This is a genomic window from Jhaorihella thermophila, from assembly GCF_900108275.1.
GTDB classification, from domain to species: Bacteria; Pseudomonadota; Alphaproteobacteria; order Rhodobacterales; family Rhodobacteraceae; genus Jhaorihella; species Jhaorihella thermophila.
The window spans coordinates 77,615-101,833 of sequence record NZ_FNVD01000007.1; the positions used below are offsets into that span (position 1 = coordinate 77,615).

At 67.4% G+C, this 24,219-nt stretch carries 25 protein-coding genes; 14 read left to right on the forward strand and 11 right to left on the reverse strand.

What is annotated here, in order from left to right; translation table 11 throughout:
- The first annotated feature begins 79 nt into the window (after positions 1 to 79).
- Positions 80 to 865 (forward strand): 4Fe-4S dicluster domain-containing protein, encoded by a 786-nt coding sequence (locus C4S70_RS09935; protein WP_104007959.1) that lies wholly within the window; start codon positions 80 to 82, stop codon positions 863 to 865.
- 1 nt (position 866) lies between these two features.
- Positions 867 to 1,745: a dimethyl sulfoxide reductase anchor subunit family protein gene (locus C4S70_RS09940; protein WP_104007960.1), complete on the forward strand. Its 879-nt coding sequence runs from the start codon at positions 867 to 869 to the stop codon at positions 1,743 to 1,745.
- 233 nt (positions 1,746 to 1,978) lie between these two features.
- On the opposite strand, the gene C4S70_RS09945 is transcribed toward C4S70_RS09940, so the two are convergent.
- Positions 1,979 to 2,791 (reverse strand): alpha/beta hydrolase, encoded by an 813-nt coding sequence (locus C4S70_RS09945; RefSeq protein ID WP_104007961.1) that lies wholly within the window; start codon positions 2,789 to 2,791, stop codon positions 1,979 to 1,981.
- A gap of 5 nt (positions 2,792 to 2,796) precedes the next feature.
- Complete coding sequence (locus C4S70_RS09950) at positions 2,797 to 3,405, reverse strand: 2-hydroxychromene-2-carboxylate isomerase (RefSeq protein ID WP_104007962.1); 609 nt, start codon at positions 3,403 to 3,405, stop codon at positions 2,797 to 2,799.
- Positions 3,406 to 3,511: 106 nt separating this feature from the next.
- Between C4S70_RS09950 and C4S70_RS09955 the strand changes: the two genes are divergently transcribed.
- A complete protein-coding gene (locus tag C4S70_RS09955; RefSeq protein WP_104007963.1) occupies positions 3,512 to 4,531 on the forward strand; it encodes a ribose-phosphate pyrophosphokinase in 1,020 nt (339 codons plus the stop codon).
- A 16-nt stretch (positions 4,532 to 4,547) separates the two neighbouring features.
- Here C4S70_RS09955 and C4S70_RS09960 read toward each other — a convergent pair whose 3' ends face one another.
- The 5 genes from C4S70_RS09960 to argH form a co-directional block, all read right to left on the reverse strand.
- The gene (locus C4S70_RS09960) at positions 4,548 to 7,169 is read right to left on the reverse strand and encodes a TIGR02302 family protein (RefSeq protein ID WP_104007964.1); all 2,622 of its coding nucleotides are present in this window, start codon (positions 7,167 to 7,169) and stop codon (positions 4,548 to 4,550) included.
- 22 nt (positions 7,170 to 7,191) lie between these two features.
- The gene (gene lysA, locus C4S70_RS09965) at positions 7,192 to 8,457 is read right to left on the reverse strand and encodes a diaminopimelate decarboxylase (protein ID WP_104007965.1); all 1,266 of its coding nucleotides are present in this window, start codon (positions 8,455 to 8,457) and stop codon (positions 7,192 to 7,194) included.
- A 92-nt stretch (positions 8,458 to 8,549) separates the two neighbouring features.
- Complete coding sequence (locus C4S70_RS09970) at positions 8,550 to 8,873, reverse strand: DUF2834 domain-containing protein (protein WP_104007966.1); 324 nt, start codon at positions 8,871 to 8,873, stop codon at positions 8,550 to 8,552.
- 6 nt (positions 8,874 to 8,879) lie between these two features.
- Positions 8,880 to 9,062, reverse strand: a complete 183-nt coding sequence (locus C4S70_RS09975; protein WP_104007967.1) for a hypothetical protein — start codon at positions 9,060 to 9,062, stop codon at positions 8,880 to 8,882.
- A complete protein-coding gene (gene argH, locus C4S70_RS09980) occupies positions 9,059 to 10,450 on the reverse strand; it encodes an argininosuccinate lyase (protein WP_104007968.1) in 1,392 nt (463 codons plus the stop codon). Before argH ends, C4S70_RS09975 begins: the two co-directional genes overlap by 4 nt.
- Positions 10,451 to 10,472: 22 nt before the next feature.
- Between argH and C4S70_RS09985 the strand changes: the two genes are divergently transcribed.
- From C4S70_RS09985 to C4S70_RS09995, 3 genes are all read left to right on the forward strand, one after another.
- On the forward strand, positions 10,473 to 11,033 hold the full coding sequence (locus tag C4S70_RS09985) for a TlpA family protein disulfide reductase (RefSeq protein WP_104007969.1): 561 nt from the start codon (positions 10,473 to 10,475) through the stop codon (positions 11,031 to 11,033).
- Between the two features lie 118 nt (positions 11,034 to 11,151).
- Positions 11,152 to 11,538 (forward strand): hypothetical protein, encoded by a 387-nt coding sequence (locus C4S70_RS09990; RefSeq protein ID WP_104007970.1) that lies wholly within the window; start codon positions 11,152 to 11,154, stop codon positions 11,536 to 11,538.
- A complete protein-coding gene (locus C4S70_RS09995; RefSeq protein WP_104007971.1) occupies positions 11,535 to 12,524 on the forward strand; it encodes a sterol desaturase family protein in 990 nt (329 codons plus the stop codon). Before C4S70_RS09990 ends, C4S70_RS09995 begins: the two co-directional genes overlap by 4 nt.
- Positions 12,525 to 12,597: 73 nt before the next feature.
- Here the strand turns inward: C4S70_RS09995 and C4S70_RS10000 are convergent, their stop codons facing one another.
- The gene (locus C4S70_RS10000; RefSeq protein ID WP_104008073.1) at positions 12,598 to 12,849 is read right to left on the reverse strand and encodes an accessory factor UbiK family protein; all 252 of its coding nucleotides are present in this window, start codon (positions 12,847 to 12,849) and stop codon (positions 12,598 to 12,600) included.
- 97 nt (positions 12,850 to 12,946) lie between these two features.
- Here C4S70_RS10000 and lgt point away from each other — a divergent pair, with 97 nt between their 5' ends.
- The 5 genes from lgt (at position 12,947) to C4S70_RS10020 (ending at position 17,042) form a co-directional block, all read left to right on the forward strand.
- Positions 12,947 to 13,831, forward strand: coding sequence for a prolipoprotein diacylglyceryl transferase (gene lgt / locus C4S70_RS10005; protein WP_104007972.1), 885 nt, complete (start codon positions 12,947 to 12,949; stop codon positions 13,829 to 13,831).
- Positions 13,828 to 14,898, forward strand: a complete 1,071-nt coding sequence (locus C4S70_RS10010; RefSeq protein WP_104007973.1) for a class I SAM-dependent methyltransferase — start codon at positions 13,828 to 13,830, stop codon at positions 14,896 to 14,898. The genes lgt and C4S70_RS10010 overlap by 4 nt, the downstream gene beginning before the upstream one ends.
- A complete protein-coding gene (gene pgeF, locus C4S70_RS10015; protein ID WP_104007974.1) occupies positions 14,895 to 15,650 on the forward strand; it encodes a peptidoglycan editing factor PgeF in 756 nt (251 codons plus the stop codon). Before C4S70_RS10010 ends, pgeF begins: the two co-directional genes overlap by 4 nt.
- Positions 15,651 to 15,785: 135 nt before the next feature.
- On the forward strand, positions 15,786 to 15,911 hold the full coding sequence (locus C4S70_RS19320; protein ID WP_268807782.1) for a hypothetical protein: 126 nt from the start codon (positions 15,786 to 15,788) through the stop codon (positions 15,909 to 15,911).
- 348 nt (positions 15,912 to 16,259) lie between these two features.
- On the forward strand, positions 16,260 to 17,042 hold the full coding sequence (locus C4S70_RS10020; RefSeq protein WP_104007975.1) for a Hint domain-containing protein: 783 nt from the start codon (positions 16,260 to 16,262) through the stop codon (positions 17,040 to 17,042).
- A 2-nt stretch (positions 17,043 to 17,044) separates the two neighbouring features.
- Here C4S70_RS10020 and C4S70_RS10025 read toward each other — a convergent pair whose 3' ends face one another.
- Positions 17,045 to 17,545 (reverse strand): Lrp/AsnC family transcriptional regulator, encoded by a 501-nt coding sequence (locus tag C4S70_RS10025; protein ID WP_104007976.1) that lies wholly within the window; start codon positions 17,543 to 17,545, stop codon positions 17,045 to 17,047.
- Positions 17,546 to 17,761: 216 nt separating this feature from the next.
- Between C4S70_RS10025 and trxB the strand changes: the two genes are divergently transcribed.
- The 3 genes from trxB to C4S70_RS10040 all read left to right on the forward strand — a co-directional run bounded on the left by trxB (position 17,762) and on the right by C4S70_RS10040 (position 22,455).
- A complete protein-coding gene (trxB, locus tag C4S70_RS10030) occupies positions 17,762 to 18,706 on the forward strand; it encodes a thioredoxin-disulfide reductase (RefSeq protein WP_104007977.1) in 945 nt (314 codons plus the stop codon).
- Positions 18,707 to 18,783: 77 nt separating this feature from the next.
- Entirely contained in the window at positions 18,784 to 20,460 is a 1,677-nt protein-coding gene (locus tag C4S70_RS10035) for an adenylate/guanylate cyclase domain-containing protein (protein WP_104007978.1), read from the forward strand.
- 273 nt (positions 20,461 to 20,733) lie between these two features.
- Positions 20,734 to 22,455: a bifunctional sulfate adenylyltransferase/adenylylsulfate kinase gene (locus tag C4S70_RS10040; protein ID WP_104008074.1), complete on the forward strand. Its 1,722-nt coding sequence runs from the start codon at positions 20,734 to 20,736 to the stop codon at positions 22,453 to 22,455.
- Between the two features lie 116 nt (positions 22,456 to 22,571).
- On the opposite strand, the gene ribD is transcribed toward C4S70_RS10040, so the two are convergent.
- A complete protein-coding gene (ribD, locus tag C4S70_RS10045) occupies positions 22,572 to 23,666 on the reverse strand; it encodes a bifunctional diaminohydroxyphosphoribosylaminopyrimidine deaminase/5-amino-6-(5-phosphoribosylamino)uracil reductase RibD (RefSeq protein ID WP_327315345.1) in 1,095 nt (364 codons plus the stop codon).
- Entirely contained in the window at positions 23,663 to 24,130 is a 468-nt protein-coding gene (gene nrdR, locus C4S70_RS10050) for a transcriptional regulator NrdR (protein WP_104007979.1), read from the reverse strand. The genes ribD and nrdR overlap by 4 nt, the downstream gene beginning before the upstream one ends.
- Between the last annotated feature and the right edge of the window lie 89 nt (positions 24,131 to 24,219).

The following is a 24,219-nucleotide window of genomic DNA, read 5'->3' on the forward strand; positions in this document are numbered from 1 at the left end:
TTCCTCTTGCGAGAAATATCCCGGGGTCCGGGGCAGAGCCCCGGTCCCGCCGACACCACATGCGCCAAGGGCTGACGGAATGACACAACTCCCCGCAAAGACAGAACGGAAGCTCGGGCTGGTGATCGACCTCGACACCTGCGTCGGCTGCCATGCCTGCGTGATCTCCTGCAAGGGCTGGAACACCGAAAACTACGGCGCCCCGCTCAGCGATCAGGATCCCTCCGGCGCCAACCCGCGCGGCACCTTCCTCAACCGCGTGCATTCCTACGAATGCCAGCCCGATGACGGCCCGGCCCAGCTGATCCACTTCCCGAAATCCTGTCTGCACTGCGACGATGCGCCCTGCGTCACCGTCTGCCCCACCGGCGCCAGCTACAAGCGGGTCGAAGACGGCATCGTGCTGGTCAATGAATCCGACTGCATTGGCTGCGGGCTCTGCGCCTGGTCCTGCCCCTACGGCGCGCGGGAACTGGATGCCGCCGAAGGCGTGATGAAGAAATGCACGCTCTGCATCGACCGGATCTACAACGAAAACCTGCCCCAGGAGGACCGCGTCCCCGCCTGCGTGCGCACCTGCCCGGCGGGCGCGCGCCATTTCGGCGACTTCGCCGACCCCGAAAGCAACGTGTCCAGACTGGTGGCCGAACGCGGCGGCATGGATCTGATGCCGGAAATGGGCACCGCGCCGGTCAACAAGTATCTCCCGCCCCGCCCCAAGGACCGGATCGAGGACAAGGCCGCCACGCTCGAAACCGTGGCCGAAGAACCCACCGGCTTCTTCGCCTGGCTCGACCGCGCGCTGGACCGCCTTCCCGGCGGACCGACCGGCAACAGGACGCAGAAAGAAACGGAGACCCTCTGAGATGCACCCGGCCCCCTCCGTCATCCTCTTCACCACCTTTTCCGGCCTCGGCTTCGGCCTGCTGTTCTGGCTGGGGATCGGCTATCCGCCCGTCACCGGCATGACCGCCTTCGTGATGTTCGCGATCGCCTATCTCTTCGCCGTGGGCGGGTTGCTCGCCTCAACCTTCCACCTCGGACACCCCGAACGCGCCATCAAGGCCTTCACCCAATGGCGGTCGAGCTGGCTCAGCCGCGAAGCCTGGGCCTCGGTCGTCTCGCTGATCCTGATGGCCGCCTACGGGGCAGGTCTGGTGTTCCTCGGCCAACGCTGGACGATCCTGGGCCTGCTCGGCGGCGTGATGAGCCTCGTCACCGTCTTCACCACCTCGATGATCTACACCCAGCTCAAGACCGTTCCGCGCTGGCACACGGCCCTGACGCCGGTCCGCTTCCTGGCCTTTTCGCTCGCCGGCGGCGCGCTTCTGGCCGGACAGATCCGTCCGGCGATCCTTCTGCTGTTGATCGCGGGCCTGGTGCAGATCATGCACTGGATGCGCGGCGACGGGGCGCTCGCCGCCTCGGGCACGTCGCTGGCCACTGCCACCGGCCTGGGCCGCATCGGCCCGGTCCGCGCCTTCGAGCCGCCCCATACGGGAACCAACTACCTGCTGGATGAATTCGTCCATGTCGTGGGTCGCAGGCACAGCCTCCAACTGCGCGTGATCTCTTTGATATTAATGGTGGCGATCCCGGTTGCCCTGCTGATGATGCCCTTCAATCACGTCATCGCCTTCCTGGCCGTGGCAAGCCACATCCTCGGCGTCCTGGTCGCCCGCTGGCTGTTCTTTGCCGAAGCCGAACACGTCGTCGGCCTCTACTACGGCAAGCGCCACGCCTGACCGCTGCCGCACGCGATAGCGGCGCCCGGAACCCGCCCCGGGCCCCCTCCCAAGCCGTGTCCCGGTCCGGATGCCGCCGGGGATCCCGTTCCCGCCACTCCTGAAAATCCCGGCCATTCGCTTCTTTCTGGTCGGAAATACCCCGGGGGAGCGCGAGGGGGCAGCGCCCCCTCGCCCCGGTCGGATCGCGCAGGCGATCCGAAACCCCTCCAACCGGGGCGCGAGTACCGATTTCAGGCCTCCGGCACCGCGCGCAGAAACGCCCGGACCCGCTCCGCCACCTCGCGCGGGTTCGAAATCGGCAGCATGTGCCCCGCCCCTTCGACCACCTCCGAACGCGCCTCGGGCAGCCGCCGCGCCAGACCGTCATTCACCACCTCGATCACCGGGTGGCTGGCGCTGCCCCTCAGCAGCAGGACCGGAACCCGCACCCGGTCCAGAACGCCGGGCTTCAACAGCCCCGGCCGGTCTTCCATCACCGCGCCGTGGCTCGCGGGCACATAGTCGATCGCGCGGATCATCGCGGCGCGGGTCTGCTCGGGCAGATCCGGCCAGCGCGGGCCCACGCCCCCGCCCCACATCCGGTTGAACAGCCGCGCCGCCAGTTCCCTGTCGCCGCGCGCATGGGCCTCGGCAAAGGGGCGCGCTTCTTCGTCATGCCGGGCGCGGATTTCCGGCGCGTCCTGCGCGGCCACCGCGAACAGAACCGGCTCGATCAAAATCAGGCTGCGCACCCGTTCGGGGTGTTCGACCGCCATCCGCAGCGCAACGGTCCCGCCAAAGGAATGGCCCATCACGTCCATGCGCCCCTCCATCAGCGGCAGCACCGCCGCCAGCGTGCGGTCCTGGATGTCGCCCTGGCCGTCCCAGTCCGGGCTGCGCCCATGCGACAGCATGTCGGGCGCGGTCAGCGTCACCTCCTCGGCCAGTTCGGCCGCCAGCCCGCGCCAGGCGCCGGAATGGGCCAGCGTGCAATGCAGCGCCAGAACCTTGCGGGGTCCATGCCCGAAATGGCGCACATGGAGCGGCTGGGGAACGTTGCCCATGTCCTTCAACGCTTCGCCCTTTCGGCCAGGTATGCATCGAGATCCTCAAGCCGGTCCTGCCCCCAGAACCGTTCGTCATCCGCATTGACGATGTAAAACGGCGCGCCGAACACGCCCCGCGCCACGGCCTCTTCGGTATTGGCGGAATAGATCTCGGCCCCGGCCAGAAGCCCGCTGTCGGCCAGCGCGGGATCGAACCCGGCCTCCTCCAGGCAGGCGCGGATCACAGCGTCATCGGCGACATCCCTTTCGTCCGCCCAGACCGACCGCGTGAAGGCGTGAACCAGCCGGCCAAGGTCGCCACCGCCGGCCCTCGCTGCTGCGACGACCGCATAGGAGGACGGCGCAGGATTGGTGGGGAAATGCGCCGGCGCAACATTGATCGGCAGCCCCCGCTTGCGCGCCTGGCGCCGAAGCTCCTGCAACCGGTATTCCTGCCGCGCCGGGGGGCGCTGGGCGGGCGGCGTGCCGCCGGTGCGGGCAAAGACGGCAACGATGTCAATCGGCTTGTAGGCGATCGTCACCCCATGCCGCGCCGCGATCTCCTCCAGCCGGGTGCCGGCGAGATAGGTAAAGGGTGAAATCGTCGAGAAAAAGTAATCGATATCCACCATGCATCTTTCCCCGCCTTGACCTTTGCGCGACCCTAAGCCCGTGCTAAGCGGGGTTCAACATCGCGAATCGCTCTTTTCAGTCACCGCTGCCCGGGGAAACCAGAAAATGCCGCCTCGCAACGACCCCAAGCTGATCGCTGGGAACGCCAACCTTCCGCTGGCCAAGGCCATCGCCCGCCGCATGTCGATCCACCGCGGAATCTCGGTGGGTCTGGTCGATGCCCGGGTCGAACGGTTCAATGACGGAGAAGTCTTCGTCGAGATGTTCGAGAACGTCCGGGGCGAGGACATGTTCATCATCCAGCCCACGTCGAACCCCGCCAACGACCACCTGATGGAGCTGCTGGTGATGACCGACGCGCTGCGCCGGTCTTCGGCGCGTCGCATCACCGCCGTGATCCCCTATTTCGGCTATGCCCGCCAGGACCGCCGCGCCCGCGCCCGCACGCCGATCACCGCCAAGCTGGTTGCCAACATGCTGACCGGCGCCGGCATCGCGCGGGTGCTGACGCTGGACCTGCACGCAACCCAGATCCAGGGGTTCTTCGACATCCCCGTGGACAACCTCTATGCCTCGCCCGTGTTTGCGCTGGACATCAAGACCCATTTCCGCGACCGCCTGGACGAGCTGATGGTGGTCAGCCCCGACGTGGGCGGGGTGGCCCGCGCGCGCGAACTGGCCAAGCGGATCAACGCGCCGCTGGCCATCGTGGACAAGCGCCGCGAGAAACCCGGTGAAGTGGCCGAAATGACCGTGATCGGCGACGTGACCGGCAAGACCTGCCTGATCGTCGATGACATCTGCGACACCGCCGGCACCCTGTGCAAGGCCGCCGAGGTGCTGATGGAAAGCGGCGCCAGCGAAGTGCACGCCTATATCAGCCACGGCGTGATGAGCGGCCCGGCGGTCGAACGCGTCAGCAATTCGGTGATGAAGTCGCTGGTCCTGACGGATTCGATCAAGCCCAGGGCCGAGGTCGAAAACGCCCCGAATATCCGCATCGTGCCGACCGCACCCCTCTTTGCCCAGGCGATCCTGAACATCTGGAACGGCACCTCCGTGTCGTCGCTGTTCAACGACGAAACGCTGGGTCCGATCTACGAATCATTCTACGCCGCCGCCTGATCCGTCCCGCGCGCCGTCATGGCGCGCCGGGTCCGCCGAACTGGTCCAGCAGCCGTCTGAGGTAGTCCCTCTCGATCCGCGGGCGGGCGCCTTCGCCGGCGCGGCGGCGGATCTCGTCCAGAAGCTCCCGCGCGCGGCGATAGACGTCCTCGCCCTGCAAGAGCCCCTCGTCCGTGCCCAGCGCGCCGGTCGAGCCGATGCTGCGGCCCAGCGGGTCGCGGTTCTGTCCGCCCTGCGCGGTCTCGCTGTTGCCCTGCCCCTGCCGGTCCGGCTGGTTCTGGGCCAGCGCCTCGCCCAGCGATCGCATCCCTTCGCGCAGGGCATCCATCGCCTCGGCCTGACGGTCGATCGCGCCGGGCAGATCGTCATTGCGCAGAGCGTCCTCGGCTTCGCGCATCGCGCGCCCGGCGCGGTCCAGAGAATTGCGCGCGGCATCGCCTTCCGGCCCCAGCCCCGGCAACCCCTCCTGCTGGCGGCGCAACTCTTCGCGCAGCGCCTGCTGGCGATCGGCAAGCGAGCCCTGCTCTTCGCCGCCCCGCCCGCCGCGATCCGCCTGCCGGTCGCCCTGGCCGCCGCCCTGCCCTTCACCGTTCAGGCCCTCATGGCTCTGGCCCCGGCCTTCGCCGCCGTTGCGACCTTGGTTCTGGCCGCTCTGGCCCGATTGCGCGCCGTCGTTGAACTGCTCCTGCAGATCGCGGAAGGCCTGATCGCTCAGCCCCTGCTGGCGGCGCAGGGTTTCCGCCAACCCCCGCATCGCCCGGTCGCCTTCGGATTCGCCCTGCTGGCCCTGGCCCTGCGTGACGCGCATGTTTTCCATCATCTGCTGAAACTCGCGCAGCGCCTCCATCGCCTCGGCCATGCGGCCCTGTTCCATCAGTTCCTGGATGCGGTCCATCATGCGCTGCAGGTCCTCCTGCGTCATCTGCATGGTGTCGCCCTGCGGCTGGTCGTCCTGCTGCTGCCCGTCCTGCTGGGCCTGCCGCGACAGCTGGCGCAGGTAATCCTCGGTGGCGCGGCGCAGCTCGTCCATGAGCCGGGCAATTTCCTGATCGCTGGCGCCGTTCTTCATCGCCTGTTCCAGCCGCTCCTGCGCCCGCCGCATCCGTTCCAGCGCATCGCCCAGATCGCCCTCTTCCAGCTGGATCGCCAGATCCCACAGCGCCTTGGCGATCTCGTCCTGCCGCTCGGTGGTCAACCCGTAGCGGGTGAAGGTTTCCAGCCGCCGCACGATGAAGCTCAGGCGCATGTAGTCGGTTTCCTTGCGGAACACCTCGCCCGGCCGGTGCGACACCGCCCGCAGCACCTTCGCCACGCGCGGCGCATTGGCGCGCGACCACAGCAGGTCGCGCCGCTGTTCGGCCACCGCCGCCGCCAGCGGATCAAAGAACCGCCGCGCCGCGAGTCGGGTCGGGAACGGTTCGGCCCGCGCCTCCTGATCGGCGGCATCGACCACCGACAACGTGACCGTCACCGGCAGGTTGGCCCAGGGATGCTGCGAGAAATCCTCGACCAGCTTTTCCTCGAATTCGCGCCGGTCGCCGGTAATCGGCATCGGCAGATCCAGCGTCACCGGATCGCGCGGATCGGGCGCGGCCGCCAGCCCGTGGCGGCGGTCCACGGCCTCCAGATCCAGAGTCACCACCGCCCGCCCCGCGACAACACCATAATCGTCTGCGGCGGCAAAGGGCAGCACGAATTCGCCATTGGCCCGCGTCGTCGCTTCTCCGGCTACCGCGACGCGCGGGGCGTCGTCCGGGATCACGGCGACGCGCCACGCCCGCCCGCCGGGGCCGTCGATCCTCAGTTCGCCATCGCGTGTCACGGTCAAGTCATGTTCGGTGGCCGGGGGCGCGTCGGGCGCGGGCGACCGGCCCGACACGGTTTCGGTCAGCGCGAGATCGCCCACCTGCCCGTAGAAGCGCAGCAATATCCGGCTGCCGGCGGGAACCTTCAGCTCTTCGCCCTTTGCGTCAGCCAGATAAACCGTCGGCAGCCCGGTGTAGCGCGGCGGCTCCACCCAGCCTTCCCAGGACGGCCCGGCTGCGGCCGATGCGCCGCCGGGGCCAAGTTCGGCCACCGATCCGATCCGCCAGACCGAGCCAAAGACCAACGCCACCGCCAGCGCCAGCGCCGCCGCATAGCGCAGGGCATAGGGATCCTGCCGCGCCACCCGCAGGTCGGGCTTCACCGGTCGCGCGGCGCGGGCGCGTTCGGCCATGCGTCTCTGGTGTGCCTCCCACACCGCGCGCGAGGCCGGATCGCCCGCCCCCACCGCCTGCGCATCCAGCACCGCGCTGATCGGGTGGCCCGTCAGCGTCGCGTCCAGCCGGGCCAGAGCCTGCATGCGTGACGGCCAGCGGAACCGCCGCACGCCCCAGCCGAAGGTGATCAGAGCAGCCAGCGCGGCCATCGCGCCCGCGCCCCAGACAAGTTCGATCGCGATGAGATCGTGCAGCCCCAGCATCAGCGCGGCCAGCACCGCCATCGCCACCGAGATCAGCGGCCAGAAGGCCCGCCAGGCCCGCTCCGCCACCATCCCCGCGCGGGTCAGCCGCAGCGGCCAGCGCAGGCGGTGCAGGATCGTCTCCGGTCGGGGCGTATCAGAGGTCAAATCAATCTCCCGGCGGGGCCAGTTCATCAGCCCCGCGCGGCAGATCGCGTCAGAGCCATTCGGGGATGGTATCGCGGTTTATGATTTCGTCAAAGCTCGGCCGTCGGCGGATAACCGCGAATTGATCCCCGTTCACCATGACTTCGGGCACCAGCGGGCGGGTGTTGTATTCGCTGGCCATCACCGCGCCATAGGCCCCGGCGCTGCGGAACGCGATCAGATCGCCCGCGTGAACCGGCGGCATCAACCGGTGCCGGGCAAAGGTGTCGCCGGTTTCGCAGACGGGCCCTACGATGTCGAACGGATGTTCTTCGACCCCCGGCGCGGGTTCATCGACGGGGATGATGTCGTGATGCGCCTCATACATCGCCGGGCGGACCAGATCGTTCATGGCGGCGTCGAGGATCAGGAAATCCCGTCCCTCGCCCCGCTTGACATAGATCACCCGCGACACCATCAGCCCCGCGTTGCCCGCGATCAGCCGGCCCGGTTCGATCTCGATCTCGCAGCCCAGATGCCCCACCGTGCGCTTGATCAGCGCGCCATAGTCGAAGGGCAGCGGCGGCGCCTCGTTCGACTGCGTGTAGGGAATGCCCAGGCCTCCGCCCAGATCCAGCCGGCGGATGTCATGGCCGTCGGCGCGCAGGGCATCGGTCAGTTCCGCCACCTTGGCAAAGGCCAGCTCGAACGGCTCCAGATCGGTCAACTGGCTGCCGATATGGACGTCGATGCCGACGACCTCCAGCCCCTTGAGACCGGCGGCGCGGGCATAGACCTCGCGCGCCCTCGCGATCGGGATGCCGAACTTGTTTTCCGACTTGCCCGTGGCGATCTTGGCGTGGGTGCGCGCGTCCACGTCCGGGTTGACCCGCACCGCGATCGGCGCGACTACGCCCAGATCCAGTGCAACCGCGTTCAGCACCTCCATTTCCGGCTCGGATTCCACGTTGAACTGACGGATCCCGCCCCGCAGCGCGGTGCGCATTTCCTCGGCGGTCTTGCCGACGCCGGAAAACACGATGCGCTCGCCCGGCACGCCGGCGGCGCGGGCGCGCAGGTATTCGCCCATCGACACCACGTCCATGCCCGCGCCGGCCTTGGCCAGAGCGGTCAGGATCGCCTGATTGCTGGCGGCCTTGACGGCAAAGCAGACCAGGTTGTCCAGCCCCGCCAGCGCCTCCTTGAACAGCTGGTAGTGCCGCAGCAGCGTGACCTGCGAATAGACGTAGAACGGCGTGCCGACCGCGGCGGCGATTTCGGCCACGGGCACGTCCTCGGCGTAAAGCTCGCCATTGCGGTAGAGAAAATGGTCCATGGGCCGCGATTAGGCCAAAGGCGGGCGCAGATCAAACATTATCCGCAAGGCGTTGATGCAGGACACTCTTTCGCGGCGTCATGTCACGAGATTCAAGTCACGGGCCGCGTGCGCAGGAAAAGGTAAAGCGGCAATCCCGAGCTCGGCCCGATCACCCAGGTCGCGGGAACCGCCCACAACGCCGACCAGTTCCGCCGCACCGCGACCTCGGCCAGGATCCAGACGGTGAGCGTCAGCGCCACCACGACCCAATCCCAATGAACCGTGACCAGATACTGGTCGGCATAGGCGCTCCAGCCGGCCCGATCCCACGGGATGGCCCGGATCGCGGGACCGGGCTCAGAGACGATCCGCCACACCGGCAAGGCCGTGCCGACCACCGCCAGCGCCAGATAGGTCATCCGCAACAGCGACATGGGGCTTCAGAACCCCGGAGCCCGGGGCGTTTCCACGCCGCGGCTGACCGAGGCCCCGACGCGGGCATAACCCGAAACCGACACGCCCGATTTCGGCGCCTCCTTCGGCGCGGGCGCAGTCGGCGGCCCATCCGCGCCACAGGCGGCAAGGCCCAGAAGGCAGATCACCGCCAGCGCCGCGTTCCTCATCCCACGATCCCCTTCCACCGTTCGATCTGTTCGCGCACCCGCGCAGGCGCGGTGCCGCCATACGACATGCGCGAGTTTACAGAGTTTTCCACGCCCAGCACAGTGTAGACGTCCGCGGTGATGCCCGGATGGACCGACTGCATGTCCTCAAGGCTCAGCTCGGGCAGGTCGCAGCCCTGTCTTTCGGCCATCGCCACCAGCGCACCGGTGACGTGATGCGCCTCGCGGAAGGGAAGGCCCGGCACCCGCACCAGCCAGTCGGCCAGATCGGTCGCGGTGGAAAAGCCCGAGCCCGCCGCCGCCGCCAGCGCCTCGCGGTTGGCGGTCATGTCGCGCACCATGCCCTCCATCGCCGCCAGGGCCAGCATCCAGTTGTCGGCGGCGTCAAAGACCTGTTCCTTGTCCTCCTGCATGTCCTTGGAATAGGCCAAGGGCAGCCCCTTCATCACCATCATCAGCGCGGCATTGGCGCCGAAGATGCGGCCCACCTTGGCGCGGATCAGCTCGGCAGCGTCGGGGTTCTTCTTCTGCGGCATGATGCTGGAACCGGTCGAGAACCGGTCAGAGAGCGTCACAAAACGGAACTGCGCGCTGGACCAGATCACCAGTTCCTCTGCCAGACGCGACAGGTGCATGGCGCTGATCGAGGCGACCGACAGGAATTCCAGCGCGAAATCGCGGTCGCTGACCGCATCCAGAGAATTGGCGGCGGGGCGGTCGAAGCCCAGCGCCCGCGCGGTCATCTCGCGATCAATGGGAAAGGACGTGCCCGCCAGCGCCGCCGCGCCCAGGGGGCATTCGTTCATCCGGGCGCGGGCATCGCGCACGCGGGACAGGTCGCGGCCGAACATTTCCACATAGGCCATCATGTGATGGCCCCAGGTCACCGGCTGCGCGGTCTGCAGATGGGTAAAGCCCGGCATCACCCAATCCGCGCCCGCCTCGGCCTGCGCCAGTAGCACCCGGATCAGCGCTAGAAGCCCCGATTCGGCGGCATCCAGCTGCTCGCGCACCCACAGCTTGAAATCGGTCGCCACCTGGTCGTTGCGCGACCGCGCGGTGTGCAGCCGCCCCGCCGGTTCGCCGATCAGCTCCTTCAGCCGCGCCTCGACATTCATGTGGATGTCCTCCAGCGCGGTGGAAAAGCTGAACGTCCCGCCTTCGATTTCTGACAAGATCGTGAGAAGCCCTTCCCTGATCGCCTCGGCATCGCTATCGCTGATGATGCCCGTCGCCGCCAGCATCGCGGCATGGGCCCTCGACCCGGCGATGTCCTGCGCCGCGAGCCGCTGATCGAACCCGATCGAGGCGTTGATCGCCTCCATGATCGCGTCCGGTCCCGCGGCGAAACGGCCGCCCCACATCTGGTTCGAGGTCTGATCTGCCATGTCGTGCCCCTTCGGAGGAAAAATGCGCCTGATACGTTTCGCTCTCCTTTATCTGGCCCTTTCGCTGGGTGCAAACGCCGCCCTCGCAACGGATGCCGCGCGGCTGAAAGGGATGGCCACGGGCGACATGCGCAAGCTGGTCTTCCATGACCAGCCGAAACCGGTTTCCGAAGCGACCTTCTTTCTGGAAGACGGCAGCGAGGCGACGCTTGCCGATTTTCGCGGCAGATATGTGCTGGTCAATTTCTGGGCCACCTGGTGCGCCCCCTGCCGGGCCGAGATGCCGACGCTGGTCGCCCTGCAGGACGAATTCGGCGGCGACCGGTTCGAGGTGCTGACGCTGGCGACGGGCCGCAACCGCGCCGCCGCGATCGACAGATTCTTCGACAAGGCCGGCGTGACCAACCTGCCCCGGCACACGGACCCGAAGATGGCCGTGGCGCGGGACATGAACGTGCTGGGACTGCCGGTTTCGGTGCTGATCGACCCCGAAGGCCGCGAAATCGCCCGGCTGACGGGCGAGGCCGACTGGCATTCCGACAGCGCCCGCGCGATCGTCGAGGCGCTGCTGGAGGGGGACTGACCGCGAACCCCGAGGGCAACCGCGCCGAGCGGCACCGTTCGCCGAGACCGGTTGACCCAACGCCAGGTTTGACAGAACCGCCCTGTCTTCGCCAACACTATGCGGCAAGGAGGATTCCATGCCGCTAACCGTTCTGCTGGCCCTCGTGGTCGGGGGCATTTCCGGCATCGCGCTGCTGCTGCACCTGACCGGGCGGTCGCGGCTTGCGGTGCTCGACCCCGAAACCGCCGCGGCCGCCTGGACGCGTGAAAACCCCGGCGACGAGGTGGTCGAGGCCACCGTCAGCGCCGATGGCCACGCGGCCCTGATCCTCACCCCTCAGGGCAAGGGGCTGGTCTGGGCCGTGGGCGCGGATACCACGGCCCGGCCGTTGCGCGACTTCGACCTGATGGAAACGCCGCAGGGCCTGACCGTGCTGTTTCACGACTTCACCGCCCCGCGCGCAAAGATCCGCCTTGCTGATGTCGAACGCCGCCACTGGCTGAACCTGATGGATCCCACATGACCGATACGCTGCATTACCCGGACGTCGTGCAATGGGCGGTTCCGCTCTTCATCGCCGCGATCCTGTTCGAATTCTTCTGGATCCAGGCCAGGGGCCGCGGCGGGCGGTATGAAACCCGCGATGCACTGACCTCGCTGGTCATGGGGGCGGGCAACGTGGCCGAAGGGCTGATCCTGGGCTTCGTCACCTGGGGCTTCTTCATGTGGCTGTGGGAACTGACCCCGCTCGATCTCGGCGCCTCGATCCCGGTGGTGTTCCTCTGCTTCGTGCTCGACGACCTGCGCTATTACTGGGTGCACCGCTTCGGCCACCGCATCCGCTGGGTCTGGGCATCCCACGTCAATCACCACTCCTCGCAGCACTACAACCTGACCACGGCGCTGCGGCAGACCTGGACCGGCACGTTCACCTTCATGATGGTGGTCCGCGCGCCGCTGATCCTGCTGGGCTTTCACCCGGCGGTGGTGCTGTTCGTGGGGGGGCTGAACCTGATCTACCAGTTCTGGATCCATACCGAAGCGATCGGCCGGATGCCCCGCTGGTTCGAAGCGATCTTCAACACCCCCTCGCACCACCGCGTCCACCACGGCCGCAACCCGCGCTACCTGGACGCCAACTATGCCGGCGTCTTCATCATCTGGGACAAGCTCTTCGGCACTTTCGTCCCCGAGGACGACGCGGAAAAGCCCGACTACGGCCTCGTCCGCAACCTCGGCACCTTCAACCCGCTCCGGGTCGCCTTCCACGAATGGATAGGCATCTTCCGCGACATCACCCGCCCCGGCCTGACCCTGCGCCAGCGGCTGGCCTATGCCTTCGCCCCTCCGGGCTGGAGCCATGACGGCTCGCGCATGACCTCCGATCAGATCAAGTCCCGCTTCGCCGCGCCCCGGCCGGGGCCGGACACGCCCCGCCCTCTTCATCTTGCGGAAAATACTCCGGGGGGGTCGCCGCAGGCGACGGGGGCAGCGCCCCCGCCCCGCTGAAAGACGCAAAGGCCCGGTCCACCGACCGGGCCTTTTCCGCCGGCGAACCACCTGCCGCAATCACTTGCCCGGCTCACTTGCCCGCGATCTTTTCTTCCAAGGCCGCGATCCGCGCTTCCAGCGCCGCGTTCTCCTCGCGCGCCTTCTGCGCCATGGCGCGCACCGCGTCGAACTCTTCGCGGGTGACGAAATCGCGATCCGCAAGCCAACGGTCGATCAGCGACTTCATCGCGTTTTCGGCCTCTTCCCGCGCGCCCTGGGCCACGCCCATCGCGTTGGTCATCAGCTGCGCCATGTCGTCCAGGAACTTGTTGCGGGTCTGCATGGACCATTCTCCGATTTTCAGCCTGCCCCCTATATGATCCAGTCCCTCCCGTTCAGCAAGGTTGACTTCGCCCCGGATTCGCGGGCACTCAGCCTCCATGCAGGCCGCCATCCAGTTTCCCGACATCTCGCCCGAGATCTTCTCGATCACGCTCTTCGGCGCGGAGTTCGCACTCCGTTGGTATGCGCTGGGCTATATCCTCGGCTTCCTGATCGCCTGGCGCATGGCCCTGCGCGCGATCAGCCGCCCCGCGCTCTGGCCCGACGGAACGTCGCCCATGACAGCCCGCCAGATCGAAGACCTGCTGACCTGGATCATCATCGGCGTCATCGTCGGCGGGCGGCTCGGCTTCGTGCTGTTTTACCAGCCCGGCTACTACCTGCAGAACCCCGCCGAGATCCCGCAGGTCTGGCACGGCGGCATGTCCTTTCACGGCGGCTTCCTCGGCGTGGTCATCGCAAGCTGGCTCTACACCGCCCGCCACGGCATCCCGAAACTGGCCGCCGCCGACCTCATCGCCCATACCGTCCCGCCGGGGCTGTTCCTGGTCCGCATCGCCAACTTCATCAATGCCGAGCTCTGGGGCCGCCCCACCGACCTGCCCTGGGGCGTGATATTCCCCGGCCCCGCCGCGCAGTTCTGCCCCGGCGTGACCGGCCCCTGCGCCCGCCATCCCTCGCAGCTCTACGAGGCCGCGCTGGAGGGGCTGGTGCTGGGCGCGGTTCTGCTGTGGCTTTCCTACAGGCGCGGCGCCTTTCACCGCCCCGGCCTGATCACCGGCACCTTCCTTGCCGGTTACGGGCTGGCGCGGTTCCTGGTCGAATTCCTGCGCCAGCCGGATGCTCAGTTCGTCTCGCCCGGCAACCCGCTGGGGCTGGCCGTTCACATCGGCGGCTACGGGCTCACCATGGGTCAGATCCTGTCGCTGCCGATGCTCGCGGTGGGGCTCTGGCTGATCTGGCGATCGCGAGGCATGGCGTGACGCTGAGGGACGCAATCGCGGCCCGCATCCGCGCCGGCGGGCCGATCTCGGTGGCCGACTACATGGCGGAATGCCTGCTGCACCCGACCTTGGGCTATTACACCACCCGCGACCCGCTGGGCGCGGCCGGCGACTTCACGACCGCCCCGGAAATTAGCCAGATGTTCGGAGAGCTGATCGGTCTGGCGCTGGCGCAGGCCTGGCTGGATCAGGGTCGCCCCGCCCCCTTCACCCTTGCCGAACTGGGCCCCGGGCGGGGCACGCTGATGGCGGATCTGCTGCGCGCCGCAGGCGCGGTGCCGGGGTTCCTGGAGGCCGCCGAAATCGTGCTGGTCGAGGCTTCGCCCGCGTTGCGTGCCGCGCAGGCCCGGGCGCTGTCGGGCCACGCGCCGCGCTGGCTGGAGAGCGCCGCGGATCTGCCCGACCAGCCGCTCTTTCTGATCGCCAACGAATTCTTCGACGCCCTGCCGATCCGCCAGTTCCAGCGGGCCGAAGGCGAGCTGTGGTCGGAACGCCTGATCGGGCTGCGGGGCGATGCGCTGACCTTTGGCCTGGGCGCGCCAACCCGCCAGCCGGCTCTGGATGGGCGGCTGGGCGACACCCGCCCCGGCGAGATCGTCGAGATCTGCCCCGCCGCCGCGCCGATCACCGGCGAGATCGCCCGCCGAATCGCGACCCGTGGCGGGGCGGCTCTGATCGCCGATTACGGCGGCTGGCATTCGATGGGCGACACGCTGCAGGCCCTGCGCGGGCACGCATTCACCGATCCTCTGGCCGACCCCGGCCAGGCCGACCTGACCGCGCATGTGGATTTCGAGCCGATCGCCCTGACCGCCCGCGATGCAGGCTGCGCCCATACCCGGTTGACGCCTCAGGGCGTTTTCCTCGAACGGCTTGGCATCACCGCCCGCGCCCGGGCGCTGGCGCGGACCGCGCAGGGGGCGGCGCTGGAGCAACTGGTCGCGGCGCATCGGCGGTTGACGCATCCCGAGGAAATGGGAAACCTGTTCAAGGTGCTGGGGCTTCATCCTCCCGGCGCCGCACCTCCGCCCGGACTCGACCCATGACGCTGGAAATCCTCACCTCCGACCGGCTGGCACCGTTGATGCACGGGTTCTTTACCCGGCGCGGCGGGGCGTCGTCGGGGGTGTTCGAGGGGCTCAACTGCGGCATCGGTTCGTCGGACCTGCGCGAAGTCGTCGAGATCAACCGCGCCCGCGCCGCCCAGGCGCTGGGGGTCGCGCCCGACCGGCTCGCCGCTGTCCACCAGGTCCATTCCGCCGATGTCGTCGCGCTGACCGAACCGCCCGCCGAACGGCCCAAGGCCGACGGGATGGTGACGGCGACGCCGGGGCTGGCGCTTGCGATTCTGACCGCCGACTGCCAGCCGGTGCTGTTCGCCGACCACGAGGCGGGCGTGATCGGCGCGGCCCATGCCGGCTGGCGCGGCGCGCTGGACGGCGTGCTGGAGGCCACCATCGACGCGATGGAGGATCTGGGCGCGCGGCGCGACCGCATCGTTGCGGTGATCGGGCCGAGCATCTCCCAGGACGTCTACGAGGTCGGGCCCGAGTTTCGGGCACGGTTCCTGGATCAGGATCCCGACAGCGACCGCTTCTTTGCCCCCGGTCAAGGCGACCGTCAGCATTTCGATCTGACCGGCTACGGCCTGCACCGTTTGCGCCGCGCCGGCGTGTGGCACGCGGAATGGACCGGTCACTGCACCTATTCCGACCCCGACCGGTTCTATTCCTTCCGCCGCAGCACCCATGCGGGCGAAGCCGATTACGGGCGGCTTCTCTCGGCCATCCGGCTCTGACGCCGCGGCGCCCCTTTCCTGCCACGCTCGCCCACCAATTTTCCCCGGCCCTGCCGCATCGCTGCCCAAATCGGCGGTCAGTCTGAGACCATCGAATGACCGGCCACAGGCCACCATCCAGGCAGGAGCAGCCCAATGAAAACCCGTTTCATCAAGTCCGTGATCCAGGCCGCCCGCGATTGCGACACCGACATGCCGTGGAGCCGCGCCGCGAAAAAAGGCAAGCCGGCATCGCGGAAAAAAGCGGCACGTTCCGCCTGATCCCCCCATATCCTGGGTCCACATACCGCATGTGGAATCCGAAAGCCCGGCCGGGGCTGCCCGATCGCCGGCCGGCAAGAGACCCCGCTTCGCCGTCATGGCGAGGCGGGACCAAAATCGACGAATCTATGACGAAATCATGACCGACTGTTGAGCAAACCCAAGGCAATGCCAGCCGATGTTCAGGATTGATGCACAAATGATGGACATTATCCTCAGATTTTTGACAAGTTCGGCGCATTTTCGCCATGTTTCGACTCGTGCAGATGCAGACCACGTTTCCGTTGTCCGTCTGACGTTGTCGGTGGGGGCCGACGCAGATGCGACCCGATTTGAAAGGGTAGCCCTATGACGATCCCCGCCTCTCTTGCGCGTGCCGCACGCAATGCGGTCGCCACCAATGCGCTCATCTCCGATCCGGCTGCCCTGCGCGCCCACAACCGGCCACAGATGCGCCGCTATGACGTGATGGCGCTGGCGCCCAACGGGGACATCATCGAAACCCGGCATGTCGCCCCGGCCCTGCCCATGTTCGAAGGCGCATTTTGCGCGTTTACCCGTGGCTCGCTGATCGAAACCGACTGCGGCCCTGTGGCGATCGAGGATCTGCTGCCCGGCGACCGGATCCTGACCGATGACGGCGAAGCGCGGCCGGTGCTGTGGAAAGGTCGCGTGACGCTGGTGCCGGGCCGCCCCGACGCCAAGGGACGCGTGCACAAGCTGACCCGGATCAATCCCGACAGCTTTGGCCTGCAACGGCCGATGTCCTGCCTGATTGCCGGTCCGACGGCGCGAATTTTCCGCCAGTCCGAGAAATTCCGCAAAAGCTATGGCCGCCGCTCGGTCCTGGCGCCTTTGCAGGAATTCATCGACGGCATCAACGTGACCGAAACGGCGCCGCCGACCTCGGTGGAGCTGTTCCACCTCTGCTTGGACCGCCATTCACTGATCCGCATCGGCGGCATGCAGTTCGAAACCTATCACCCCGGGTCGGACGCGCCGCGCACTTTCGGCCACGCGCTGCGGTCTCTCTATCTGAGCCTCTTTCCGCATGTCAGCCAGCTCGCCGATTTCGGCCCGCAGCTCTTTCCGCGCCTCGACGATCCGCGGCCGCAGCCGATTTCAGCCTGATCTCAGGCGCTACGGTTCAGCCGCTCCTCGAGCACGTCGAAGGGCACGCCGGGTTCATCCTTGGCGCAGCGGATCACGAGCGAGGTCTTGACGCTGGCCACGTTCGGCGTGGTCAGCAACTCCCCGGTCAGGAAGTTCTGAAAGGTGGACAGGTCGGGGGCGACGCATTTCAGGATGAAATCCACCTCGCCGTTCAGCATGTGGCATTCCCGCACCAGTGGCCAGTTGCGGCAGCGTTCCTCGAACGCGTCCAGTTCCGCCTGCGCCTGGCTGTCCAGCCCCACCATGGCAAAGACCTGCACCTCGAACCCCAGTTCGCGGGCATTCACGTCGGCATGATAGCCGCGGATCAGCCCAGCCTCCTCAAGCGTGCGGACCCGCCGCAGGCAGGGGGGCGCGGATATCCCGACCCGCTTGGCCAGTTCGACATTGGTCATCCGGCCATCGGCCTGCAGTTCGGCCAGAATCTTGCGATCGATCGGGTCCAGTCGTGCGGCGACCATGAAGAGCTCCTTTGATTTGCGTTTCTTATAGCAGCGCGCAGGCGGTGCGCAATATTGTTTCGCGGCGGCGCAACAATCTTTTCCGCGCCGCCCGGCATTGCCCGGCAGGCATGGCGGTCCTGCGTCGAATCGGGGGTTTCCGAGCGCGGGTGGCGTGGTTATATCCCTGCCCGACCGGCCGCAATGGCCGCCTGACAAACCTGACGGGGGAAGACCATGGCCGACACGCGCAACACCAGGGTTCTGATCATCGGCTCCGGCCCGGCCGGCTATACCGCGGGCATCTATGCCAGCCGCGCCATGCTGAATCCGATCCTCGTGCAGGGCATCGAACCCGGCGGGCAACTGACCACCACCACCGAGGTCGAGAACTACCCCGGCTTTACCGAGATTCAGGGCCCCGAGCTGATGATGAAGATGCAGGAACACGCAGCCGCCATGGGCTGCGAGATCGTCGGCGACATCATCACCGAGCTCGACCTCAGCGAACGTCCCTTCCGCGCCAGGGGCGACAGCGGCACCACTTATGTCGCCGACGCGGTGATCCTGGCCACCGGGGCACGGGCCAAGTGGCTGGGCCTGCCGTCTGAGGAAAAGTTCAAGGGCTTCGGCGTTTCGGCCTGCGCCACCTGCGACGGATTCTTCTATCGCGGCGAGGAAATCGTCGTGGTCGGCGGCGGCAACACAGCGGTCGAAGAGGCGCTGTTTCTGACCAATTTCGCCTCCAAGGTCACGCTGATCCACCGCCGCGACGAGCTGCGCGCCGAAAAGGTGCTGCAAGAGCGGCTTTTCAAGAACCCCAAGATCGAGCCACTGTGGTTCCACACGCTGGAAGAGGTGGTCGGCACCGAGGATCCGCTGGGCGTGACCGGCGTCAGGGTCAAGAACGTGAAAACGGGCGAGATCGCGGAAATCCCCTGCAAGGGCGTGTTCATCGCCATCGGCCACGCGCCGGCGAACGAACTGGTCAAGGACCAGCTCGAGCTGCACCACGGCGGATACGTCAAGGTCGAACCGGGCAGCACGCGGACCTCTGTCCCCGGCGTGTTTGCCGCGGGCGACCTGACCGACCATGTCTATCGCCAGGCCGTGACCAGCGCCGGAATGGGCTGCATGGCCGCGCTGGATGCCGAGAAGTTCCTGGCCGAACAGGACGGCTGACCGCGCACGGGGGCGTGACTTGACCCGCCACGCCCCCTGCCCGCACAGTTCCGGGCAGGACTGACGGGGAAACGCGGGTGCACATTCTCTTTCGCGGCAACTGGACGACGCGGGCGCGGCTTCTGTCGGGGCTGGTTCTGTTCGTCTTCGTCCTGTTCCATTTCCTCAACATCGGGCTGGGGCTGATCTCGCCCGAGCTGATGGAGCGCGCGCAGGACTGGCGGCTGGCCGTCACCCGCAGCGCCCCCGGCACGGTGCTGATCCTGGGCGCGATGGTGACGCATTTCCTGCTGGCGCTGGCGCGGCTGGCGGGACGGCGCACTCTGCGCATGCCGCTCTGGCAAGCGGTGCAGATGATTTCGGGACTGCTTGTGCCGCCGCTTTTGATCGCGCATGTGGTGCATGTCCGGCTGGCCCACGAATTGTTCGGCGTGAACGACCGGATGGGGTATCTGGTGGCGCTGATCTGGGGTTCGCCCAGCGCGTGGAAACAGGCGCTGCTGCTGCTGATCGTCTGGACCCATGCCTGCGCAGGGCTGCATTTCTGGCTGCGCCTGCGCCCGTGGTGGCACCGGGCATTACCGGCGATGACCGCGTTGGCGGTGCTGGTTCCGGCCTTCGCGCTGGCGGGGTTCGTCGCCGAAGGGCGCCACATCTCGGCCCTCCTGGCCGACGCGCAGGCCCGCGCGGCCCTGGTGGAGGCCTGGAACTGGCCCGACTCGGATGCGTTCGCGCAGCTCGCCCGGATCACGGACTGGGCGCTGTGGGTGTTCTGGGCGATGGTGGGGCTGGCGCTGGCGGACCATGTCGGGCGGCGGCTGGTGAACCGGCTCGGCCACCGGGTCACGATCCGCTATGTGGACGGCCCCGAGGTGACCGCACCCGAAGGCCCCACCCTTCTGGAAATCTCCCGTATGACCGGAGTGCCGCACATGTCGCTGTGCGGCGGGCGCGGGCGCTGCACCACCTGCCGCGTGATCGTCGAGGACGGCGCCGAAAACCTGCCGCCGCCGTCCCCTGCGGAACAGGTCAGCCTGAACGTCGTCAACGCCCCGCCCGGCGCGCGGCTGGCCTGTCAGCTGCGCCCCTGCGGCCGGATCACCGTGTTCCGCGTCTTTCGCGCAGACGGGCGTCGCCGCCGCGCCCATGCCACGCAGGGACAGGAGCGGCGGCTTGCGGTGCTGTTTCTCGACATGCGCGGGTTCACCGAGCGCACGACGGGGCAGCTGCCCTATGACGTGGTGTTCCTGCTGAACCGGTTTTTCGACGCCATCGTGCCCGCCATCACCGCCGCCGGGGGGACGGTGGACAAATACCTGGGCGACGGGCTTCTGGCCGTGTTCGAAACCGAGGGCACAGCGGGTTCCGCCCGCGCGGCGCTGCATGCGGCGACCGGCATTGGCACCGCGCTCGAGCAGTTCAACCACGACCTTGCCGCCGAGCGCGCCCCGCCGGTGCGGATCGGCATGGGGCTGCATCTGGGCACGCTGGTGCTGGGCGAGATCGGCGCCGCGGGCGCGGCCCCGCGCACGATCATCGGCGACACGGTGAACATCGCCAGCCGGCTCGAGGCCAAGACGAAGGAGCTGGACGCGACCGCGCTGGTGTCGCGCGAGCTGCTGGAGGCCGCCGGGGTGGACTGCCACGCGCTGGATCTGGTCACGGTCGAACTGCGGGGCGTCGCGGGGCCGGTGCAGGCCCTTCCGGTGCGCTCGCTGCCCTCGCTGGCGGCCCTGCCCGGCCTGCCGGACTGACCGCTTGGCCCGCCCGTTTGCCGCCGTCATGCGCGCGGCAAATACCGGCTATCGCCATGGCTCATGCCAATCGCGGCAGCGGGCCGGAACATCTGCCTCAATCTTGCCGAGATGCCGGAAAACTGGTGCATTTTCGCCCTACCCGCGTGGCAATCCGTTCCCTTTTGCGCCCTGCCTCACCGCAGTTTCTGGACATTGCAACCGCTTCGGGTCTATCCCCCCGGCAACCCGGCCGGCGCAGCCGACGCAAACCTGACCATCGAGAGATTTGACATGACGATGCTTGCCAATCTGGCTCCGATTCCGGAACTCTACGTTTCCTACGATTCCGCCCAGAAACTGAAGGTCGAGGCCGCCAACCTGAAAAGCCACGACCTGACCCCGCGCCAGATCTGCGACCTGGAATTGTTGATGAATGGCGGGTTCAACCCGCTCAAGGGGTTCCTGTCGGAAGAGGACTATGACAACGTGGTCGAGAACATGCGGCTGGCCGATGGCACGCTCTGGCCGATCCCGATCACGCTGGACGTGTCCGAGGAGTTCGCCGAGGGGCTTGAGATCGGCGAGGACATCGCCCTGCGAGATCAGGAAGGCGTGATCCTGGCCACCATGACCGTCACCGACCGCTGGACCCCGGACAAGTCGCGCGAGGCCGAAAAGGTCTTTGGTGCCGATGACGTGGCGCATCCGGCGGTGAACTACCTGCACCACACCGCGGGCAAGGTCTATCTGGGCGGCCCGGTGGTCGGCATCCAGCAGCCGATCCACTATGACTTCCGCGCCCGCCGCGACACGCCCAACGAGCTGCGCGCCTTTTTCCGCAAGCTGGGCTGGCGCCGCATCGTCGCCTTCCAGACCCGCAACCCGCTGCACCGCGCGCATCAGGAACTGACCTTCCGCGCGGCGCGCGAGGCGCAGGCCAACCTGCTGATCCACCCCGTCGTCGGAATGACCAAGCCCGGCGACGTGGACCATTTCACCCGCGTGCGCTGCTACGAAGCGGTGCTGGACAAATACCCCGCCGCCACCACCACCATGAGCCTTTTGAACCTGGCCATGCGCATGGCCGGCCCGCGCGAGGCGGTCTGGCACGGGATCATCCGCCGCAACCACGGCTGCACCCATTTCATCGTTGGCCGCGACCATGCCGGCCCGGGCAAGAACAGCGCCGGCGAGGACTTCTACGGCCCCTATGACGCGCAGGATCTGTTCCGGCAATACCAGGACGAGATCGGCATCGAGATGGTCGATTTCAAACAAATGGTCTATGTGCAGGAGCGCGCCCAATACGAACCCGCTGACGAGATCGCGGACCGCGAAAACGTCACGATCCTGAACATCTCGGGCACCGAACTGCGCCGTCGCCTGCGCGAAGGGCTGGAAATCCCGGAATGGTTCTCCTTCCCCGAGGTGGTCGAAGAGCTGCGCCGCCGCTTCCCGCCACGCTCCAAGCAGGGCTTTACCGTGTTCTTCACCGGCTTTTCCGGCTCGGGCAAATCCACCATCGCCAACGCGCTGATGATCAAGCTGATGGAGATGGGCGACCGGCCGGTGACGCTGCTGGACGGCGACATCGTGCGCAAGAACCTCAGTTCCGAACTTGGATTCTCGAAGGAGCACCGCGACCTCAATATCCGCCGCATCGGCTATGTCGCCTCTGAGATCACCAAGAACGGCGGCATCGCCATCTGCGCGCCGATCGCCCCCTACGCGGCCACCCGTCGCGCGGTGCGCGAAGAGATCGAGCAATATGGCGCCTTCGTCGAGGTGCATGTCGCCACCTCGCTGGAAGAATGCGAACGGCGCGACCGCAAGGGGCTCTACAAGCTGGCCCGCGAGGGCAAGATCAAGGAATTCACCGGCATCTCGGACCCCTATGACGTGCCCGAGAACCCCGAGCTGCGCGTCGATACCGAAGGCGTGGACGTGGATACCTGCGCCCACCAGGTGCTGCTGAAGCTCGAGAGCATGGGGCTCATCGCCGGCAGCCGCTGAGACACGACAAAAGCCCCGTCGATTGCCGTCGGCGGGGCGCAATTTCATTTCCGAACAACCATTTTCTTGCCCCGGCTGCCACTTCGGGGGCTGCCGCCCGCCCGTGATGCGCCAATTCAGACGCGCGTCCAGTATTGCACCACGTCGTTGTCGGCCCGCGCGACCTCCACCAGCCGGAACCGCGGCGCGGACTCGAGCCGCTCCACCCCCATCGCGCCGATCGCGGGGATGCCTTCGCCGCCGATCGCCAGCCCGGCCGAGAATACCACCAGTTCGTCCACCAGATCCGCCGCCAGCAGCGAGGCCGCCAGCGACCCGCCGCCTTCGCAGAATACCCGTGTCAGGCCGGCCTCGCCCAGCTGACGCAGGATGTCCCCAGGATCAAGCTGGCTGCCCTGTTCCGCGCAGGGGATCAGCCGCGCGCCCAGCCCTTCCCACGCGTGGCGGCGTTCGGGATCGGCGCCAAGACCGTGACACAGCCAGACCGGCAGCTCGCGCGCCGTCCGCGCAAGCTGGCTGAGCAGCGGCAGGTCAAGAAACCGCGACACCACGATGCGAACGGGCTGGCGGTCGATGCCCAGATCACGCACCGTCAACGACGGATCGTCCGCCCGCGCCGTGCCGCCACCCACCATCACCGCGTCATGCCGCGCGCGCATTCCATGCACCAGCCGCCGCGCCTGCGGCCCCGTGATCCATTTGCTCTGGCCGGTCGCCGTGGCAATCCTCCCGTCGAGGCTCTCGGCGAGTTTCAGGGTGACAAGGGGACGACCCTGTTCGGTCCTGAGGAAAAACCCGGCATGATCGCGCGCGGCGTCGTCGGCCAGAACGCCTGTCGTCACCGCGATGTCATGCCGCCGCAGCATCTCGAACCCCAGCCCCGACACGCGCGGATCGCTGTCGGCCAAAGGCGCGACCACCCGCGCCACCCCGGCCGCAATCAGCGCCTCGGCGCAGGGCGGGGTCTGGCCGTGATGGGCGCACGGCTCGAGCGAGACATAGGCCGTCGCCCCCCGGGCCGCCTCGCCCGCCTGCGCCAGCGCCACGGTTTCCGCATGAGGCCGCCCGCCGGGCTGGGTCCAGCCCCGCCCTACGATCCGCCCGTCGCGCACGATCACGCAGCCCACCGCCGGGTTGGGCCAGCAATTGCCCATGCCGCGCCGGCCCAGCGACAGGGCCAGCGCCATGAAACGGATGTCGTCGGCGCTCACTCTTCGGTCGGTTGTTGCGGCCGCAGCTCGTGGACGAAGCTTTCAAAATCGTCCGCGGCCTGGAAGTTCTTGTAAACGCTGGCAAAGCGCACATATGCCACGGTGTCGATCCGGGCCAGCGCCTCCATCACGATCTCGCCGATCTTGCTGGACGGGATATCGGTTTCGCCCATGCTTTCAAGCCGGCGCACGATGCCGGAAATCATCTGGTCGATGCGTTCCGGTTCGACGGGCCGCTTCTGCATCGAGATGCGGATCGAGCGTGCCAGCTTGTCCCGGTCGAAATCCTCGCGCCGGCCGTTCGACTTGATCACCACGAGATCGCGCAGCTGCACCCGTTCATAGGTGGTGAACCGCCCCCCGCAGGCCGGACAGAACCGCCTGCGCCTGATCGCCACATGGTCCTCGGCCGGACGCGAATCCTTCACTTGGGTGTCAATATTTCCGCAAAACGGGCAGCGCATGGGCCCATCCCTTCATTGATTACCGCCTCAATTTGTGGGCGCTTCCCCCCACTTACCCACAAGTATATGGGAGCCTCCAGAATTTGGGT

What these genes read in the sequence shown, in the direction of transcription:
- pgeF (WP_104007974.1), top strand. Translation starts at nt 14,895, where the DNA reads ATGACGCTGGAAATCCTCACCTCCGACCGGCTGGCACCGTTGATGCAC.
- C4S70_RS10020 (WP_104007975.1), top strand. Translation starts at nt 16,260, where the DNA reads ATGACGATCCCCGCCTCTCTTGCGCGTGCCGCACGCAATGCGGTCGCC.
- C4S70_RS09955 (WP_104007963.1), top strand. Translation starts at nt 3,512, where the DNA reads ATGCCGCCTCGCAACGACCCCAAGCTGATCGCTGGGAACGCCAACCTT.
- C4S70_RS09995 (WP_104007971.1), top strand. Translation starts at nt 11,535, where the DNA reads ATGACCGATACGCTGCATTACCCGGACGTCGTGCAATGGGCGGTTCCG.
- lysA (WP_104007965.1), bottom strand. Translation starts at nt 8,457, where the DNA reads ATGGACCATTTTCTCTACCGCAATGGCGAGCTTTACGCCGAGGACGTG.
- C4S70_RS09990 (WP_104007970.1), top strand. Translation starts at nt 11,152, where the DNA reads ATGCCGCTAACCGTTCTGCTGGCCCTCGTGGTCGGGGGCATTTCCGGC.
- C4S70_RS09950 (WP_104007962.1), bottom strand. Translation starts at nt 3,405, where the DNA reads ATGGTGGATATCGATTACTTTTTCTCGACGATTTCACCCTTTACCTAT.
- C4S70_RS09960 (WP_104007964.1), bottom strand. Translation starts at nt 7,169, where the DNA reads ATGAACTGGCCCCGCCGGGAGATTGATTTGACCTCTGATACGCCCCGA.
- C4S70_RS10040 (WP_104008074.1), top strand. Translation starts at nt 20,734, where the DNA reads ATGACGATGCTTGCCAATCTGGCTCCGATTCCGGAACTCTACGTTTCC.
- C4S70_RS10000 (WP_104008073.1), bottom strand. Translation starts at nt 12,849, where the DNA reads ATGCAGACCCGCAACAAGTTCCTGGACGACATGGCGCAGCTGATGACC.
- argH (WP_104007968.1), bottom strand. Translation starts at nt 10,450, where the DNA reads ATGGCAGATCAGACCTCGAACCAGATGTGGGGCGGCCGTTTCGCCGCG.
- C4S70_RS09975 (WP_104007967.1), bottom strand. Translation starts at nt 9,062, where the DNA reads ATGAGGAACGCGGCGCTGGCGGTGATCTGCCTTCTGGGCCTTGCCGCC.
- C4S70_RS09970 (WP_104007966.1), bottom strand. Translation starts at nt 8,873, where the DNA reads ATGTCGCTGTTGCGGATGACCTATCTGGCGCTGGCGGTGGTCGGCACG.
- trxB (WP_104007977.1), top strand. Translation starts at nt 17,762, where the DNA reads ATGGCCGACACGCGCAACACCAGGGTTCTGATCATCGGCTCCGGCCCG.
- C4S70_RS09945 (WP_104007961.1), bottom strand. Translation starts at nt 2,791, where the DNA reads ATGGGCAACGTTCCCCAGCCGCTCCATGTGCGCCATTTCGGGCATGGA.
- nrdR (WP_104007979.1), bottom strand. Translation starts at nt 24,130, where the DNA reads ATGCGCTGCCCGTTTTGCGGAAATATTGACACCCAAGTGAAGGATTCG.
- C4S70_RS19320 (WP_268807782.1), top strand. Translation starts at nt 15,786, where the DNA reads ATGAAAACCCGTTTCATCAAGTCCGTGATCCAGGCCGCCCGCGATTGC.
- C4S70_RS10025 (WP_104007976.1), bottom strand. Translation starts at nt 17,545, where the DNA reads ATGGTCGCCGCACGACTGGACCCGATCGATCGCAAGATTCTGGCCGAA.
- lgt (WP_104007972.1), top strand. Translation starts at nt 12,947, where the DNA reads ATGCAGGCCGCCATCCAGTTTCCCGACATCTCGCCCGAGATCTTCTCG.
- C4S70_RS09935 (WP_104007959.1), top strand. Translation starts at nt 80, where the DNA reads ATGACACAACTCCCCGCAAAGACAGAACGGAAGCTCGGGCTGGTGATC.
- C4S70_RS09985 (WP_104007969.1), top strand. Translation starts at nt 10,473, where the DNA reads ATGCGCCTGATACGTTTCGCTCTCCTTTATCTGGCCCTTTCGCTGGGT.
- C4S70_RS09940 (WP_104007960.1), top strand. Translation starts at nt 867, where the DNA reads ATGCACCCGGCCCCCTCCGTCATCCTCTTCACCACCTTTTCCGGCCTC.